The 16,355-nt window shown below is 72.9% G+C and carries 13 protein-coding genes; 2 read left to right on the top strand and 11 right to left on the bottom strand.

The window, feature by feature from the left end; translation table 11 throughout:
- Positions 1-14 precede the first annotated feature (14 nt).
- The 11 genes from AVP42_RS00525 to sucC form a co-directional block, all read right to left on the bottom strand.
- A complete protein-coding gene (locus AVP42_RS00525) occupies positions 15-1,820 on the bottom strand; it encodes an ABC transporter ATP-binding protein (RefSeq protein WP_067945059.1) in 1,806 nt (601 codons plus the stop codon).
- Positions 1,817-3,721, bottom strand: coding sequence for an ABC transporter ATP-binding protein (locus AVP42_RS00520; RefSeq protein WP_067945057.1), 1,905 nt, complete (start codon positions 3,719-3,721; stop codon positions 1,817-1,819). Before AVP42_RS00520 ends, AVP42_RS00525 begins: the two co-directional genes overlap by 4 nt.
- Positions 3,722-4,094: 373 nt before the next feature.
- Complete coding sequence (gene ddaH, locus AVP42_RS17015; RefSeq protein WP_067945055.1) at positions 4,095-5,354, bottom strand: dimethylargininase; 1,260 nt, start codon at positions 5,352-5,354, stop codon at positions 4,095-4,097.
- A gap of 80 nt (positions 5,355-5,434) precedes the next feature.
- Positions 5,435-6,526: a Glu/Leu/Phe/Val dehydrogenase dimerization domain-containing protein gene (locus AVP42_RS00510; protein WP_067945053.1), complete on the bottom strand. Its 1,092-nt coding sequence runs from the start codon at positions 6,524-6,526 to the stop codon at positions 5,435-5,437.
- A 121-nt stretch (positions 6,527-6,647) separates the two neighbouring features.
- The gene (purH, locus tag AVP42_RS00505) at positions 6,648-8,258 is read right to left on the bottom strand and encodes a bifunctional phosphoribosylaminoimidazolecarboxamide formyltransferase/IMP cyclohydrolase (protein ID WP_067945051.1); all 1,611 of its coding nucleotides are present in this window, start codon (positions 8,256-8,258) and stop codon (positions 6,648-6,650) included.
- Complete coding sequence (gene purN / locus AVP42_RS00500) at positions 8,255-8,845, bottom strand: phosphoribosylglycinamide formyltransferase (protein WP_067945049.1); 591 nt, start codon at positions 8,843-8,845, stop codon at positions 8,255-8,257. The genes purH and purN overlap by 4 nt, the downstream gene beginning before the upstream one ends.
- A gap of 67 nt (positions 8,846-8,912) precedes the next feature.
- Positions 8,913-10,181 carry a DUF6350 family protein gene (locus AVP42_RS00495; protein WP_067945047.1) on the bottom strand — a complete coding sequence of 423 codons (1,269 nt, stop codon included), beginning with the start codon at positions 10,179-10,181 and terminating at the stop codon, positions 8,913-8,915.
- A 30-nt stretch (positions 10,182-10,211) separates the two neighbouring features.
- Positions 10,212-11,669: a hypothetical protein gene (locus AVP42_RS00490; protein WP_067945045.1), complete on the bottom strand. Its 1,458-nt coding sequence runs from the start codon at positions 11,667-11,669 to the stop codon at positions 10,212-10,214.
- A 97-nt stretch (positions 11,670-11,766) separates the two neighbouring features.
- The gene (locus AVP42_RS00485) at positions 11,767-12,273 is read right to left on the bottom strand and encodes a hypothetical protein (protein WP_067945043.1); all 507 of its coding nucleotides are present in this window, start codon (positions 12,271-12,273) and stop codon (positions 11,767-11,769) included.
- A gap of 102 nt (positions 12,274-12,375) precedes the next feature.
- Positions 12,376-13,284 carry a succinate--CoA ligase subunit alpha gene (gene sucD / locus AVP42_RS00480; protein ID WP_067945041.1) on the bottom strand — a complete coding sequence of 303 codons (909 nt, stop codon included), beginning with the start codon at positions 13,282-13,284 and terminating at the stop codon, positions 12,376-12,378.
- A gap of 16 nt (positions 13,285-13,300) precedes the next feature.
- The gene (sucC, locus tag AVP42_RS00475) at positions 13,301-14,467 is read right to left on the bottom strand and encodes an ADP-forming succinate--CoA ligase subunit beta (protein ID WP_067945039.1); all 1,167 of its coding nucleotides are present in this window, start codon (positions 14,465-14,467) and stop codon (positions 13,301-13,303) included.
- A 226-nt stretch (positions 14,468-14,693) separates the two neighbouring features.
- On the opposite strand from sucC, the gene AVP42_RS00470 reads away from it, so the two are divergent.
- Complete coding sequence (locus tag AVP42_RS00470; protein ID WP_067945037.1) at positions 14,694-15,419, top strand: VIT family protein; 726 nt, start codon at positions 14,694-14,696, stop codon at positions 15,417-15,419.
- Positions 15,420-15,429: 10 nt separating this feature from the next.
- Positions 15,430-16,314: a DUF72 domain-containing protein gene (locus tag AVP42_RS00465; RefSeq protein ID WP_067945035.1), complete on the top strand. Its 885-nt coding sequence runs from the start codon at positions 15,430-15,432 to the stop codon at positions 16,312-16,314.
- Positions 16,315-16,355: the final 41 nt, after the last annotated feature.

Here is a 16,355-nt window from a genome sequence, read left to right as displayed (position 1 = left end):
GGCATCCGTCACCGTCACACGAGCGAGTCGCGCCAGGCGGCGTGCAGCTTCGCGAAGCGACCCGACCCGCCGATGAGCTCGGCCGGCGCGCCGTCCTCGACGATCCGGCCGTGCTCCATGACGAGCACGCGATCGGCGATCGCGACGGTCGACAGGCGGTGCGCGATGATCACCGCGGTGCGGTCGGCGAGCAGGGTCTGCAGGCCCTCCTGCACGGCGCGCTCCGACGGGATGTCGAGCGACGAGGTCGCCTCGTCGAGGATCAGCACCGCCGGGTCGGCGAGGAACGCGCGCGCGAACGAGATGAGCTGGCGCTGGCCCGCCGAGACGCGCCCGCCGCGCTTGTTCACGTCGGTGTCGTACCCGTTCGGCAGGCCCTCGATGAACTCGTGCGCGCCGACCGCCTTCGCCGCGGCGATGATCTCCTCCGGCGTGGCATCCGGCTTGCCCAGCCGGATGTTGTCGGCCACCGAACCGGAGAACAGGTACGCCTCCTGCGTGACCATCACGATCGCGCGGCGCAGGTCCTTCGGGTGCAGTCGCCGGAGGTCGACGCCGTCGAGCTCCACCACGCCGTCGCTCGGGTCGTAGAACCGGGCGATGAGCTTCGCGAGCGTCGACTTGCCGGCACCCGTGGAACCCACCAGCGCGATGGTCTGCCCGGCGGGGACGTCGAGGTCGAACCTCGGCAGCACCATCCGCTCGGGGGTGTACGCGAACTCGACGCCCTCGAACCGCACGCGACCGTCGGCCTTCCACAGGTCGACCGGGTCGCGCGGGTCGGGCACGCTCGGGTCCTCCTCGAGCACGCCCGAGATCTTCTCGAGCGCGGATGCCGCGGACTGGTAGCCGTTGTAGAACATCGCCATGTCCTCGAGCGGGTCGAAGAACCGGCGCGTGTACAGCAGCGCCGCGAGCAGGACGCCGATCTCGAGCTGTCCGTCGATGACCCGGAGGCCGCCCACGAGCAGCACGACGGCGACCGTGACGTTGCCGATCAGGATCAGCCCGGGGTCGTAGATGCCGAACAGCTGGATGACGCGCGCGTTGACGTCGCGGTAGTCCTCGACCAGCCGGCCGAACTCCTTCCGGTTGCGGCGCTCGGTGCGGAACGCCTGCACCGCGCGGATGCCCGTCATGGTCTCGACGAACTGCACGATGAGGTTCGCCGACGCCGTCCGCGACCGGCGGAACAGCCGCTGCGACCGCTGCTGGAACCACCGCGTGAGCAGCGCGAGCGGCAGGATCGACCCGGCGAGCACGAGGCCCGACACGGGATCGAGCAGCACCAGCGCGATACCCGTGAACCCCATGTACAGCGTGCCGCGCACGAGCGCGTTCACGCCCTCGTCGAGGAGCTCGCGAATCGCGTCGAGGTCGCTCGTCTGCCGGGAGATGATGCGCCCGGACGTGTACGACTCGTGGAACTCGAGCGACAGCTTCTGCGTGTGCAGGAAGATGCGCGTGCGCAGGTCGATGAGCACCGCTTGGCTGATGCGCGCCGCGAGGCGGATGTACCAGGCGATGAGGAACGCGCCGACGACGCCCGTGAACAGGTACGCGAACCCGGCGAAGGCCACCGGCATCCACTCGCCCTCGACGAGGGCGGGCAGGCCGCGGTCGATGCCGTACGCGATGAGGGCGGGTCCGGCGACCTGGGCGAGGGTCGAGACGAGCACGACCGCCATGGTGAGCCACAGCGTTCCCCGCACGGGGTGCAGCAGCGAGCGCAGCAGGCGCAGCGACCGCTGCCGGATCTGCTTCGACTCGGCCTTGGTGAAGTCGTGGCGTTCCTCGCCGGCGACACCGGTGACGGTCATCGCGCCACCTCCTCTCGTTCGTCCAGTTCGTCGGCCGCGTCCTCGATGCGGTCGGTCGACTCGGCCTGGCGGCCCCGCTCCTCGTCCTCGAGGCTCGAGATGACGAAGCGGTAGTGCTCGCTCGTGGCGAGCAGCTCGGAGTGCGTGCCGACCGCCGTGATGCGCCCGTCCTCGAGGAGGGCGACGCGGTCGGCGAGCATCACGGTCGACGGCCGGTGCGCCACGATGAGCGCGGTGGTGTCGGCCAGCACGCGGCGCAGCTCGGCCTCCACCTTGGCCTCGGTCGCGACGTCGAGCGCCGACAGCGGGTCGTCGAGCACGAGCACGGCGGGGTTCGCCGCGATGGCGCGAGCGAGCGCGAGGCGCTGTCGCTGACCGCCCGAGAGGCTCATGCCCTCCTCGCCGACCTTCGTGTCGAGCCCGTCCGGCAGGCCGTGGGCGAAGCCGGCCTGCGCGATGCGCAGCGCCTCCTCGAGCACGCGCTCGGCCTCGGCGGCGACGGCGGGGTCGGCTGCCGCGTCGCCCGTGAGCTCGGGCCGGCCGAGCAGCACGTTGTCGCGCACCGACGCCGAGAACAGCGTGGCGTCCTCGAAGGCCATCGCGATGTGGCGGCGCAGTTCCTCGCGGCTGAGCGCGCGCACGTCGACGCCGTCGAGCTCGACCGCGCCGGCGGTGACGTCGTACAGGCGGGTCGCGAGCGCGGTCATCGTGGTCTTGCCCGAGCCGGTCAGGCCGACGAGCGCCATGGTCTCCCCGGGTCGCACCACGAGGTCGACGCCGTCGAGCAGGTCGCCGAACCGCTCGGGCGAGTCCTGGTAGCGGAAGTGCACGTCGCGGAACGCGAGCTCGCCGCGCGGCCGCTCGATCGACACGGGACGCTCGGGGTCGACGATGTCGTTCCGGCTGTCGATGATGTCGAAGTAGCGGTCGGTCGCCGCGCGCGCGTCGAGCGTGAACGCGAGCAGGAACCCGATCGACTCGATCGGCCACGCGAGCACGCCCGCGGTGGCGAAGAACGCGACGAGCTCGCCCACCGTGAGCGTGCCCTGCGCGGCGAGCCACACGCCGAGCACGAGGCAGCCCGCGAGGGCGATCGCGGGGATCACGATGAGCCAGAACCAGATGGCCGCTTCGAGGCGCCCCTTCTCGAGCTCGGTCGAGCGCAGCGTCTCGGCCTGCGCGCGGAACGTCGTGAGTGCGTGCTTGCCGCGGCCGAACGCCTTCAGCACCCGGATGCCGTGCACCGACTCCTCGACGGCGGTCGCGAGGTCGCCCTGCTGGTCCTGGCTGCGCCGCGAGACCTCCGAGTAGCGGCCCTCGAAGCGGTAGCCGACGACCCAGAGCGGCAGCGACGCGACGAGGAACGCGAGCCCGAGCATCCAGTTCATCGACACGAGGATGCCGATGCCGACGAGGATCACGATGAGGTTCACCGTGAGCAGCACGAGGCCGAACGACATCCAACGGCGGATGAGGTTCAGGTCGCTCACCGCGCGCGAGAGCAGCTGCCCGCTCGGCCAGCGGTCGTGGAAGCTCACGGGAAGGTCCTGCAGCTTCGCGTACAGCGTGTTGCGCATCGACGCCTCGACGCGCGTGCCGGGCTTCAGGACGAACCACCGCCGAAGCGCGACGAGCAGCGCCTCGAGCACGCCGAGCCCGAGCACGAGCAGCGCCAGGGGCACGACGGATGCCGCGTCGCCGTCGCTGAGCGGCCCGTCGACGATCGCCTGCAGTACCTGCGGGATCGACAGGGCGACGAGCTGGGCGGTCAGCGACGCGCCCATGCCCGCGAGGATCCACGGGATGGCGGGGCGGGCGTAGGCACGGAGGCGCAGGAGCGCGCGCACGGTGCCGGGGCGCCGGTCATGCGGAGGGTGGAGCTGGGGATGGGTGGCGGTCACGCCGGATCCTTCCGGGAAAGCGCGACGGGTCGCTCAGCGAGGACCTCGTCGAATGGAGACGTGGAGGCGCGCGCGTGGGCGCGCGAACGGCGGGAATCGTTCCCGCGGTCGTGGGCAGCCGGCGACTCGCCGGCACGTGGACCCGGTCGGAGCTAGCCGGCCTGGGTCGGGGCGGACACCGGGACGGCAGGACCGAACGCCGCGACCGTGCGGGCGAGAGTGTCGGTGATCTGCATGTCGTCCTCCTGCGTCGTGGTCAACGAACCCCATGGCCGGCGGATGGTTCCCCGCACGGCCAGCCCTTCAGGCTATGGGCATCCGCCGTCGGCGCGCAAGAGCGAGTTCGCGACCTCCGAACGGACCGGCGGCGTGGTCAGCGCACCCGGACCGACAGGCACGTGACGCAGCCCTCGAGCTTCTCGAACTCGCTGATGTCGACCGTCACGACGCGGTAGCCGAGGTTCGACAGCAGCTCGGCCGTGCGCGGCGCGGACGCCGACATGAGCAGCGTCTCGTCGGAGAGCAGCACGACCGCGACGCCCTCCGGCTCGGGCACCGCGAGGAACCGCGGGAACAGCGAGGTCGTCTCGAGGAGGTCGGGGTGCCCGATCACCGTGCCGTCGGGCAACGCGGTCGCACCGCTCTTCAGGTGCAGCGCCTTCGTCATCGGCACCGCGACGACGGTGTACCCACGTGCCGCGAGGATGCCGCGCAGCTGCCGGATGCCCTCCGCGTTGGTGCGGCTCGACGCGCCGACGTAGACCGTGCCGCCGACCTTGAGGACGTCGCCGCCGTCGAGCGTGCCGGGCGCGGTGATGCGGGCGATCGAGATGCCCGGGATCGCGCGGACGGCGCGCTCGACCGCCTCGACCTCGGGCTTGCGCGAGTCGGCGCCCGGGTTCGCCAGGACCGCGAGGTCGCCGAAGAACACGACGGTGTCCTCGATGAAGACCGAGTCGGGCAGGTCGGGGGCCGCGTCGACCTCGACGGTGTCCCAGCCCTCCGCGACGAGCGCCGCGCAGTAGTCGTCCCACTGCTCGTCGGCCTTCGCGGTGTCGACCGCTCGCCGCTCGAGGTGCGTCAACTCGCCCTCGCCGAGGTTCGAGGCGGGGATGCGCACGAGGGCCACGCGGCGCTGCTGGCGCCGGGGCCGGTGGTGCAGGACCGCCCGCTCGACGCGAGGCGCGAGGAAGATCTCGGCGAGCACCGCCGCGACGATGAAGACGAGGTTGATGCCCGCGAGCGAGCCGAGGAGGACCGAGAAGACCTGCCCGGTCACCTCGATGCCGCGCGAGAGGACGTTCGTGCTCGCGGCCAGGAGCGCGGCCAGCACCGCCGACGTGAGCCCCGCGAGCGCGGCGAGGAACCACGCGCGCAGCGCACCCGCGGCGTTCGCGACGCACAGGAGCGCCCAGAGCACGACCGCGGCGAGCGAGAAGTATCCGAAGGCCTGCCCGAACACGGCGGGGTTCTGCCCCTGCGCGAGCGAGGTCGCGAGCACGCCGGAGACGAACGCCACGACCGCCACGGCCGCCGCGGACGCGATCGCCGCGATGCTCCGGCGCGCCACCGACGTCTGCGACGGGGAACGGTCCGGGACGGCGGGGAGGCGGATCGCGGGGGGCGTCGTCATGGCGCCAGCCTATCGGTGGCGGGGGGACCCGGATGCCGGGGCGCCGTCGCACGACGACGCCCCGGCAGGCGGGGTCCGGCTCAGCGCGCGGCGGCCAGGCGTGCCGCGGCGATGCGCTCCGCGGCCTCGAGCGTCGTGATGCCCGCCGCGTCCGCGTCGCGGAGGACGGCGGCGACGACGTCGCCGATGCCGGCGATGCGCTGGTCGAGCTCGTCCTGGCCGATGCCCGGCGTGGACGCGAGGTCGAGGTAGACGACGCCGCCGGCGTTCACGACGAAGTCGGGCGCCCATGCGATCCCCCGGGCCCGAAGGCTGCGGGCGACGTCGCGCTCGGCGAGCTGGTTGTTCGCGGCGCCGACGACGGCGCGCACCCGCAGCTCCTCGACGACCCGGCCGGTGAGCACGCCGCCGAGTCCGCACGGCACGAACACGTCGGCCTCGACGCGATGCGCCTCGCCCGGCGCCACCCAGTCGGCCCCGAGCTCCTCCGCGAGCGCGCGCTTGGACTCCGCGACATCCGTCACCGTGAGCCGTGCGCCGCCCGCGGCCAGCGCGCGAGCCAGCCGGCCGCCGACCTGGCCGAGGCCGGCGACGACGAAGTGGCGCCCCGCGACCTCGCGGGATCCGAACACGTGGTCGAGGGTCGCGAGGATGCCGGCGTGGACGCCCGCGGCCGTGGCGTCGGCGGGCTCGCCGACGCCGCCCTGCTCGGCCGGCAGGCCGCACACGTGCTCCGTGCGCTCGTGGACGACGGCCATGAGCTCGGCGCTCGTGCCGACGTCCTCGGCGGTCATGTAGGCGCCGCCGAGCGACTCGACGGCGTCGCCGAGGTCGAGCATGGCGTCGTGGCGACGGGCCTCGTCGAGCGTGACTCCGGCGGGGATGCACACGACGGACTTGCCGCCGCCACGGGCGAGGCCTGCGGCGGCGTTCTTGAGGGTCATCGCCTGCGAGAGGCGGAGGGCGTCGGCGAGCGCGTCGGTCCAGTGCTCGTAGTGCCAGACGCGGGCGCCGCCGAGGGCCTGGCCGAGGGCGGTCGAGTGCACCGCGACGATGATGGTGAGGCCCGAGCGCGGACCGCGCGTGATGAGCACGCGCTCGTGGTCGGGTGCGTCGAGGGGAAGTGCGGCGTGGACCTCTGCGGAGGGTGCCGGGTCGTGCGTGATCGTCATCGATCGTTCTCCTTGTTCATCGCCTTGTGGGCGCGGCGGTGCGGGCGCTTCGTGGGCGCCCTTCACCCCAAGGGTACTCCCGAGCGGATGCCGCTCCGGGCACCCTTGACGCGGCGGGACGTCAGTGGAAGAAGTGCCGTTCGCCGGTGAAGTACATGGTCACGCCGGCGGCCGTCGCGGCGGCGACGACCTCCTCGTCGCGCACCGATCCGCCGGGCTGGACGACGGCCTTCACGCCGGCGTCGAGGAGGATCTGCAGCCCGTCGGCGAACGGGAAGAAGGCGTCGGATGCCGCGACGGAGCCGGCCGCGCGCTCCCCCGCCCGCTCGACCGCGAGCTTGCACGAGTCGACGCGGTTGACCTGCCCCATGCCGACGCCCACCGAGGCGCCGCCGGAGGCGAGCAGGATCGCGTTGGACTTCACGGCGCGGCACGCGCGCCACGCGAAGGCGAGGTCGGCGAGCGTGGCCTCGTCGGCGGGCTCGCCGGCGACGAGGGTCCAGTCGCCGGCATCCGCGAAGGCCCGGTCGGCCTGCTGCAGCAGCAGGCCGCCCGACACCTGACGGATCTCGACCGCGGGCGGTTCGAAGCCGGCGGGCAGCTCGAGCAGCCGGAGGTTCTTCTTCTGCGTGAGCACGTCGAGCGCCGCGGGCTCGAAGCCGGGCGCGACGAGCACCTCGGTGAAGATCCCCGCCACCGTCTCGGCCATCTCGCGCGTCACCGGGCGGTTCGCGGCGATGACGCCGCCGAACGCCGAGACCGGGTCGCACTCGTGCGCGCGGCGATGCGCATCGGCGATGGCGTCGGCTGCCTCGGATGACGCGACGGCGATGCCGCACGGGTTGGCGTGCTTGATGATCGCCACGGCGGGCGCCTCGAAGTCGTACGCGGCCCGCACCGCGGCATCCGCGTCGACGTAGTTGTTGTACGACATCTCCTTGCCGTGGTGCTGCACGGCCTGGGCGATGCCCGGCCGGCCGCCGACCGCGGAGTAGCGCGCCGCCTTCTGGTGGGAGTTCTCGCCGTACCGGAGGTCGGCGTCCTTGGTCCAGGCCGCGCCCACCCAGGCCGGGAACGGCGACTCGTCGACCGCCTGGTCGGGTGCGACGACGCTGCCCATCCACGACGCGACGGCGATGTCGTAACTCGCGGTATGGCGGAACGCCTCGCGCGCCAGGTCGCGCCGCTGGGCGAGGGTGGTGCCGCCGGCGCGGACGGCCGAGAGGACCTCGTCGTAGCGATCGGGCGAGACCACGACGGCGACGTTGGCGTGGTTCTTCGCCGACGCGCGCACCATGGCCGGGCCGCCGATGTCGATCTGCTCGACCACGGCGTCGGGCTCGGCTCCCGACGCGACCGTCTCGACGAACGGGTAGAGGTTCACGACGACGAGCTCGAACGGCTTGATGGCCAGTTCGGCGAGTTCGCGCTCGTGGCTCTCGAGTCGGAGGTCGGCGAGCAGGCCCGAGTGGACGCCCGGGTGCAGCGTGCGGACGCGCCCGTCGAGGTGCTCCGGGTAGCCGGTGACCTCGGCCACCTGCGTGACCGGCAGGCCCGCGTCGGCGATGGCCTTCGACGTGCCGCCGGTGGAGACGATCTCGACGCCCGCCTCGACGAGCGCCGCGGCGAGGTCGACGAGGCCCGCCTTGTCGCTCACGGCGATGAGCGCACGCCGCACCGGGACGAGGTCGCGTTCGCGGTACAGGCTCGGGTCGATGCTGGCTCCGCTCATCGGGCGAGCTCCTTCAGGTCGAGGTGCGAGTTGGCGATGTCGAGCACGGTCTGGATCAGCAGGCGGCGCTCGACGGGCTTGATGCGGTCGTGGAGGGTGGTCTCGGTGTCGCCCGGCAGCACGGGCACGCGCTCCTGCGCGATGATCGGCCCGCCGTCGACGGAGTTGTCGACCACGATGAGGCTCGCACCGGTCTCGGTCACGCCCGCGGCGAGCGCGTCGCGCACGCCGTGCGCCCCGGGGAACTCGGGCAGGTAGGCGGGATGCGTGTTGATGAGGTGCGGGCTGAACGCGTCGACCACGGCGGGCGGCACGAGCCGCATGAGCCCGGAGAGGATGACCAGATCGGGCTGCCAGCGCCGCACCTGCTCGATGAGGGCCTCGCCCCACTCGTCACGGGAGTCGTAGGCGGTGAACGGCACGGTGAAGGCCGGGATCCCGAACTCCTCGCCCAGCCCCAGCCCCTCGCAGTCGCGGTCGGCGCCGATGGCGACGACGCGAGCGGGGAACTCGGCGTCCTCCGACGCCTCGAGCAGCGCGCGGAGGTTCGATCCCGTGCCCGAGATCAGCACGACGAGCTTCAGCACCCTACGAGGGTACCGGTCGGCGGACGCCGCCCTCGGCCACGTGACCGCCGCGCCGGCGCCCGTGCACCTACCCGACGGGCGACGGGTCCTCGACCCACGGCTCGCGCGGGGCGTCGACCATCGCGTTCCGGGCGCGTGCCCGCGCAGCGAACACCCCTGCGAGCGCCCCGACGCCCACGCTCGCCGCCGCCGACGCGGCCACGAGCAGCGCGTCCGGTCCGACCTCGGCGAGCCGGCCCGGACCGGCGGCCCCACCGGACCACGCCGCGAACACCCCGAGCAGCGCCCCCGCGACCACGCCCGAACCGAGCCCGACGACGAGGGTCGTCCACCAGGGCGCCTCCTCGTGCACCGGGACGGATGCTGCGACGGCGATCGCGCCCGCGAACCCGAGCAGCACGGGCAGCGCGAGCCACAGCACCCCGAGCGGGGCGCCCTCGGGCGGCAGCGCCCCGAGCAGGGGCAGGCCGGGGACCGGACCGATGAGCGTGACGGCGGGCGACACGGTGGTGCCGGCGCCGAGCGCGAAGCCGGGGCCGAGGATCCAGGCCGCGGCCCACATCACGAGGTTCGGCACGAGGGCGAGCTGGACCATGGTGATCGTCGCATCGCCGTCGACGCCCGCGCCGAGCGTCTGGTAGAGCCCGACGATGGTGGCGTGGTCGAGCACGATCCGGACGACCACCAGGAGCGCGGCGACCGCGATGACGCCGAACGCCGCGCCGACCCCGACCCGGACGGCGGTGCGCACGCCGTCGACCGCGACCCGCGGCAACCGGTCCACCCAGCCGCGGACGACGCTGGTCGTGGCATCCGTCGCCCACCCGAGGCGGGCGAACGCGCGGGCGATGCCGACGAGCGTCCCGGCCGCCATGACGAGGGCCGGCAGCACCGCCGACTGCCAGGGGGACGGCACCGCGGCCTCGGTGGCGGCGAGCGCACCCATCACCCCGCCGAGGATCCCGACGGTCACGACGGCCGCGGCGGCACCCACGACGGGGTTGCCGCCCTGCGTCGCCCGCCGACCGATGCGGAGCGCGAAGGCGAACGTGAGCACCGCGAACCCGAGTAGCGGCAGCGTCACGGTGAACGCCTCGTCGGCGCCGGGCAGCCCGACGGTCGCGGCGGTCACCGCATCGAGCCGGACCGTGACGTCGACGCCGTGCCCGAGCAGCCACAGGTCGCCGGCGACGCGGAAGAACACGTCGATGGGCGCGGCGAGCTCGAACGCGATCGCCCAGAGGAGCATGAGCGGCACGAGGGCAACGCCGTACCCGATGAGCGTCGACACCGACGCCTCGAGGGCGGCCAGCAGGGCGATCGTCGTGCGTCTCATCGCACTCGACCTTAATGCGCTGCGACGGGATCAGCCCGCAGGACGTGCGGAATCGATGCGACCCAGGGCCACCCGGGCGTCGGCGTCGGTCTCGGCGATCGCCTCGCCGTCCGGATCGCCGGTGCTCGCGGCCTCGGCGACGGCGTCGTCCGCCTCCCCCGCCGGCGGTCGGCGCAGCAGCTCGACGAGCGCGACGGCCAGCAGGGCGAGCACGACCGTCCACACCACGGTCGACACCTGGATCGGGCGGTTGAACAGCAGGACGAGCGAGGCCACCACCGCGATCACGACGTAGGCCCCCACGCGATACCGGTGCAGCGCGACCCCGAACCGTCCCGTCGTGACCCCGCGCCGTTCGCCGGCCCGCCGCACGGCGCCGAACGCGTCGTCGGCCATGCCGCGCGCCGTCCGGGCCGGGCGCCACGGGCCCGACAACCACGCGATGAGCGCGATCGCGATGGCCAGCACGGCGAGCGCGACGAGCGTCGAGACCATGAGCTCCGTGAGCCCGCCGTAGATCGCCTCGGCGGCACCGGCGGGCATGATCGACGGACTCACGGTCGCGACGAAGAACAGCCGTCCCGTGCCGAAGCCCGCGAGGGTGAGCAGCATCGCGACGGCCAGGCCCGCCGCGGTCCAGACGAGGGCGGCGCTGCGCCGCTTGGCGACGAGGACGCCCGCGGCGAGGAGCACCAGCGCCAGCACCGGCAGCCACGTGCCGACCGCGACGGCCAGCGCGTACACGGTCTGGACGAGCACGAGCGAGTCCACCTTCGCCACCACGACGCTCCGCTCGATGACGGGGATCGCCGAGGCGAAGTCGACGCCGCGGTCCGCCAGCCGCGACTTCACCTCCTCGATGATGGGACCGAGCTGCACCGACAGGCTGCCGTCGTCGCCGATCGCGAGCGCGGCATCCGGATCGCCCTGCAGCGCCGCGATGAACTGCCGGTGGCTGCCGCGCAGGGCGGCCGTCCAGACGTCCTCGAACGCCTCGGAGGTCACCACCCGGTCGACGGTCTGCCGGAGCAGCGAGCTGAGGCCCTGGGCGGCCGGACCCTCGAGCAGGCCGAGCGCCTCCTCGGCGCGCGGCGGCAGGTCGAGCGACCGGATGCCGTCGAACACGTCGGCGGTGAGCTGCGGGATGTCGACCTGCTCCTCGATCGCGTCGACCACCTGATCGCCGATGAAGGCCTGCACGGCGGGGTCCTCGCCGAGCGGCGCGAACGTGGCGACGAAGCGGTCGGTGTCGACCAGTTGCAGCCTCGCCCACGCGCTGACCACCGCGACGGGCGCCAGCAGCAGCCCGAGGAGGACGAGTGCGACCGCGGCGACGGTGCGCCCCCGTCGACGCCTGGGACGGACCGGCGGTGCGCCGCCCGGCGGCGCGGCATCCGTCGGCGCCGCCGCCCTCAGCCGTGCGTTCTCAGCCTCGAGGCGGGCGATCTGCGCCCTCAGGTCGTCGTCAGCGGCCGTCGCGTCGCTCATCGCGTGCTCCCGTCATGCGTCCCCTGGCGCCGACGCTACCGGCCGGTCCCGTGCGCGAGGGGACGATGGTCCCGTGATTCGGATGCCGCGCCGGCGCTCAGTGCACGAACGCCTTCAGCAGCATCATCGCCAGCCCGAACCCGGCCGTGGCGAGCGACCCGGCCACCTGCATGAGCGGACTGGCGCCGCGGCGGCGGAACGCGACGAAGCCGAGCACCGCGAGCACGACCACGCCCGCCCACAGCGCCGCCCACAGCGCGACCGCATCAGGAACGGCCCGCGTCGCCCCCAGCAGCAGGATCACCGACGGGATCAGCGCCGAGACGAGCAGCCCCAGCGAGCGTCGGAACGAGATGCGGAACGCCTCGCGCAGCCCGACCATGCGGTGGTCGTCCATGCCGTGGTGCGCGACCGTCCCGGCGTACACGTGCGCCGCCCAGAAGACCAGCACGGTGACGACGACGGTGACGAACGTCGTCCACGAGCTGTCGCGATGGCCCCCCGCGACGACGATCATGCCCGACACGAGGAGGACGCCGTACACCGACTCCTCGGTGACGAAGCTCGCCCGCAGGAGGTGCACGGCGCCGCGGGGCTCGGTCATGGCACCATGCTGCCACGCCGACGGCCCCGCCGGCATCGCCGACGGGGCCGTCAGGTGGGGTGCGCGAGCCGGGCGATCCCGCCCGGCCGCGGCATCCGCTCGCTACGCGTTCAGCGCCTCGTACACCTCGCGCAGCAGGCGCGCGGTCTCGGACGGCGTCTTGCCGACCTTCACGCCGGCAGCCTCGAGGGCCTCCTTCTTCGCCTGCGCCGTGCCGGCCGAGCCGGACACGATCGCGCCCGCGTGGCCCATGGTCTTGCCCTCGGGCGCGGTGAAGCCCGCGACGTAGCCGACGACCGGCTTCGTGACGTTGGCCTTGATGAAGTCGGCAGCCCGCTCCTCGGCATCGCCGCCGATCTCGCCGATCATGACGATCGCCTTGGTCTCGGGGTCGGCCTCGAACGCGGCGAGCGCGTCGATGTGCGTGGTGCCGATGATGGGGTCGCCGCCGATGCCGATCGCGGTCGAGAAGCCGAGGTCGCGCAGCTCGTACATCATCTGGTAGGTCAGCGTGCCCGACTTCGAGACGAGGCCGATCGGGCCCTTGCCCGTGATGTTCGCCGGGGTGATGCCGACGAGCGACTCACCGGGGCTGATGATGCCCGGGCAGTTCGGCCCGATGATGCGGGTCTTCTCGCCCTTCTGCTTGGCGTAGGCCCAGAACTCGGCCGAGTCCTGCACCGGGACGCCCTCGGTGATGATGACGAGGAGCGGGATCTCGGCGTCGATGGCCTCGACGACGGCGTCCTTCGTGTAGGCGGGCGGCACGAACGCGATCGACACGTCGGCGCCGGTCTGCTCGATCGCCTCCTGCACGGTCGCGAAGACGGGCAGCTCGACGGGGTTGCCGTCGGCGTCCTTGTGCAGCACCGTCGTGCCGGCCTTGCGGGCGTTGACGCCGCCGACGACCTGGGTGCCCGCGGCGAGCATGCGCGCGGTGTGCTTCGAGCCCTCGCCGCCGGTGATGCCCTGGACGATGACCTTGGAGTCCTTGTTCAGAAAGATGGTCATTGCTCTCGAATCCTTACTACGCGGCGTTCGCCAGCTCGGCGGCCTTGTCGGCGCCCTGGTCCATGTTCTCGGCGAGGGTGACGAGCGGGTGCGCCGCCTCCTCGAGGATGCGGCGGCCCTCGGCGACGTTGTTGCCGTCGAGTCGCACGACGAGCGGCTTGTTCGCGGTCGAGCCGAGCTCGGCGAGCGCGCCGACGATGCCCTTGGCGACCTGGTCGCAGGCGGTGATGCCGCCGAAGACGTTGACGAACACGGCCTTCACCTGCGGGTCGCCGAGGATGATCGACAGGCCGTTGGCCATGACCTCGGCAGACGCGCCGCCGCCGATGTCGAGGAAGTTGGCGGGCTTCACGCCGCCGTGGTTCTCGCCGGCGTAGGCGACGACGTCGAGCGTCGACATGACGAGGCCCGCGCCGTTGCCGATGATGCCGACCTCGCCGTCGAGCTTGACGTAGTTGAGGTCGAGCTCCTTGGCCTTCGCCTCGAGCGGGTCGGTCGCGGCCTTGTCCTCCAGGAGCGCGTGGCCGGCGTGACGGAACTCGGCGTTCTCGTCGAGCGTGACCTTGCCGTCGAGCGCGATGACCTTGCCGTCCTCGTCGAGGATGAGCGGGTTCACCTCGACGAGGGTCGCGTCCTCCTTCTCGTACACCTCGTAGAGCTTGACGAAGACGTCGGCGACCTGGTCGACGAGCTCGGCGGGGAAGTTCGCGGCGGTCGCGATCTCGCGCGCCTTCTCGGGGGTGATGCCCGCGATCGGGTCGACGTCGACGCGCGCGAGCGCCTCGGGCTTCTCGACGGCGAGCTGCTCGATCTCCATGCCGCCCTCGACGCTGGTCAGCGAGAGGTACGAGCGGTTGGCGCGGTCGAGCAGCACCGAGAAGTAGAACTCCTGGGCGATCTTCGCGCCCGCGGCGACCATGACGCGCTTGACGACGTGGCCCTTGATGTCGAGCCCGAGGATCGCCTTCGCGGCCTCCTCCGCCTCGTCGGCGTTCTTCGCGACCTTCACGCCGCCGGCCTTGCCGCGGCCGCCGGTCTTCACCTGCGCCTTGACGACCACGACGCCGCCCAGCTTCTCGGCCGCCGCGCGCACCTCTTCGGGCGTGTCGGCGACGATGCCCGGGAGCACCGGCACTCCGTACTTCTCGAAGAGGTCTCTGGCCTGGTACTCGTAAAGATCCACGCTCTGCTTCCAATCGTTCCGCGGTTCGCGCGTAGGGATGGTGGGTGAGGGGGCCCGGGTGACCTCTCGACATCGAGATACCTCGATGTCGAGATAAACGGGCCGCGACCATGGTACCCCTCCCCCGCGGCGCGCCCGAACCGGCCGATCCTCGCACGTCGGGCGCCCCGCGTCACGGGACCTCCGGCCGGTGGCATCCGCCCCTCGGCGCTGCGAGACTGCCCCCATGACGGATGCCGCTGCCGAACCCCTGCACCGCACCGATCCGCACGACGGCAAGGTGCACGAGAAGCTGAACTGGCTCCGCGCCGCCGTGCTCGGGGCGAACGACGGCATCGTCTCGGTCGCCGCACTCGTGGTCGGCGTCGCCGCGGCCACCACCGACCTCGGCGCGATCCTCGTCGCGGGCGTGGCATCCGTCGCCGCGGGCGCGATCTCGATGGGCCTCGGCGAGTACGTGTCGGTGTCGAGCCAGCGCGACACCGAGCGCGCGCTCATCGCCAAGGAGCGCGCGGAACTCGCCACGATGCCCGACCAGGAGCTGGCCGAGCTGGCCGAGATCTACCGTGGCAAGGGCCTGTCGGAGGCGACGGCGGCGCGCGTCGCCGAGGAGCTCACCGCGCACGACGCGCTCGGCGCCCACCTCGAGGCGGAGCTGCACATCGCCGAGGCCGACGTGGTGAACCCGTGGCACGCCGCGTGGGCGTCGGCCGCCTCGTTCCTCGCCGGCGCGATCCTGCCGATGGTCGCCATCCTCCTCCCGCCGCCCGAGTGGCGGGTCGTCACCACGTTCGCGGCCGTGCTCACGGCGCTCGCCATCACGGGCTGGCTGTCCGCGTGGATCGGCGGCGCGCCGCGCGGCCGCGCCGTCGCGCGCGTGGTCGTCGGGGGCGCCCTGGCGCTCGCGGTGACGTGGGCGATCGGCGCGCTGCTCGGCGGCGCGGTCGCCTAGGCGCGTGGACATGGTCGAGGCGCGCATCGGCATCTCCGGCTGGCGGTACCGGCCGTGGCGTGGCGTGTTCTACCCCAAGGGCCTCCGGCAGGCCGACGAACTCGCCTACGCGGCCGAGCGCATGACCTCGATCGAGCTCAACGGCTCCTTCTACTCCCTGCAGCGACCGGCGAGCTGGTTGCGCTGGCGCGACGGCACGCCCGACGGCTTCGTCTTCGCCGTGAAGGGTCCGCGCTTCATCACGCACGTCAAGCGCCTCGGCGACGTCGACGCGCCGCTGGCGAACTTCTTCGCGTCGGGCGTGCTCGATCTCGGGGCCAAGCTCGGTCCCGTGCTCTGGCAGCTGCCGCCGACGCTCCGCTACGACGAGGGCCTGCTCGACGCGTTCCTCGCCCGACTGCCGCGAACCCGAGCGGATGCCGCGGCGCTCGCCGCCCGCCACGACGACCGCATGTCGGGTCGGGCCTCGTTTCCGGCGGCCGCGGCCGGAGCCACGGGCGAGACCCCCATCCGGTACGCCGTCGAGGTGCGGCATCCGTCGTTCGAGGAGGCCGCCGACGAGTGGTCGGCCCTGCTCACACGTCACGGCGTGGCGTCGGTGACCGCCGACACGGCCGGCAAGTACCCGCGGCTCGACCGCACCACCGCGGACTTCGCGTACGCGCGCCTCCACGGCGAGGAGGAGCTGTACGCCTCCGGCTACGACGATCCGTCGCTCGACCGCTGGGCGGAGTGGACCCGCGCGCACCTCGAGGCCGGGCGCGACGCCTACCTGTACTTCGACAACGACATCAAGGTGCGTGCGCCGTACGACGCGATGGGCCTCATCGCGCGCCTGCCGCGGCCGGCGTCATCGTCTGCGGCGGCTGCGGCGCCGGCTCCGGGCGATCCCTGACGCCCGGCGGCCATCGCGGGACTAGCATGTCGCGCGTCGGG

This window comes from Agromyces sp. NDB4Y10 (genome assembly GCF_001620055.1).
In the GTDB taxonomy this organism is placed as follows: Bacteria; Actinomycetota; Actinomycetes; order Actinomycetales; family Microbacteriaceae; genus Agromyces; species Agromyces indicus.
This window is presented reverse-complemented; position numbering and strand designations above follow the sequence as displayed.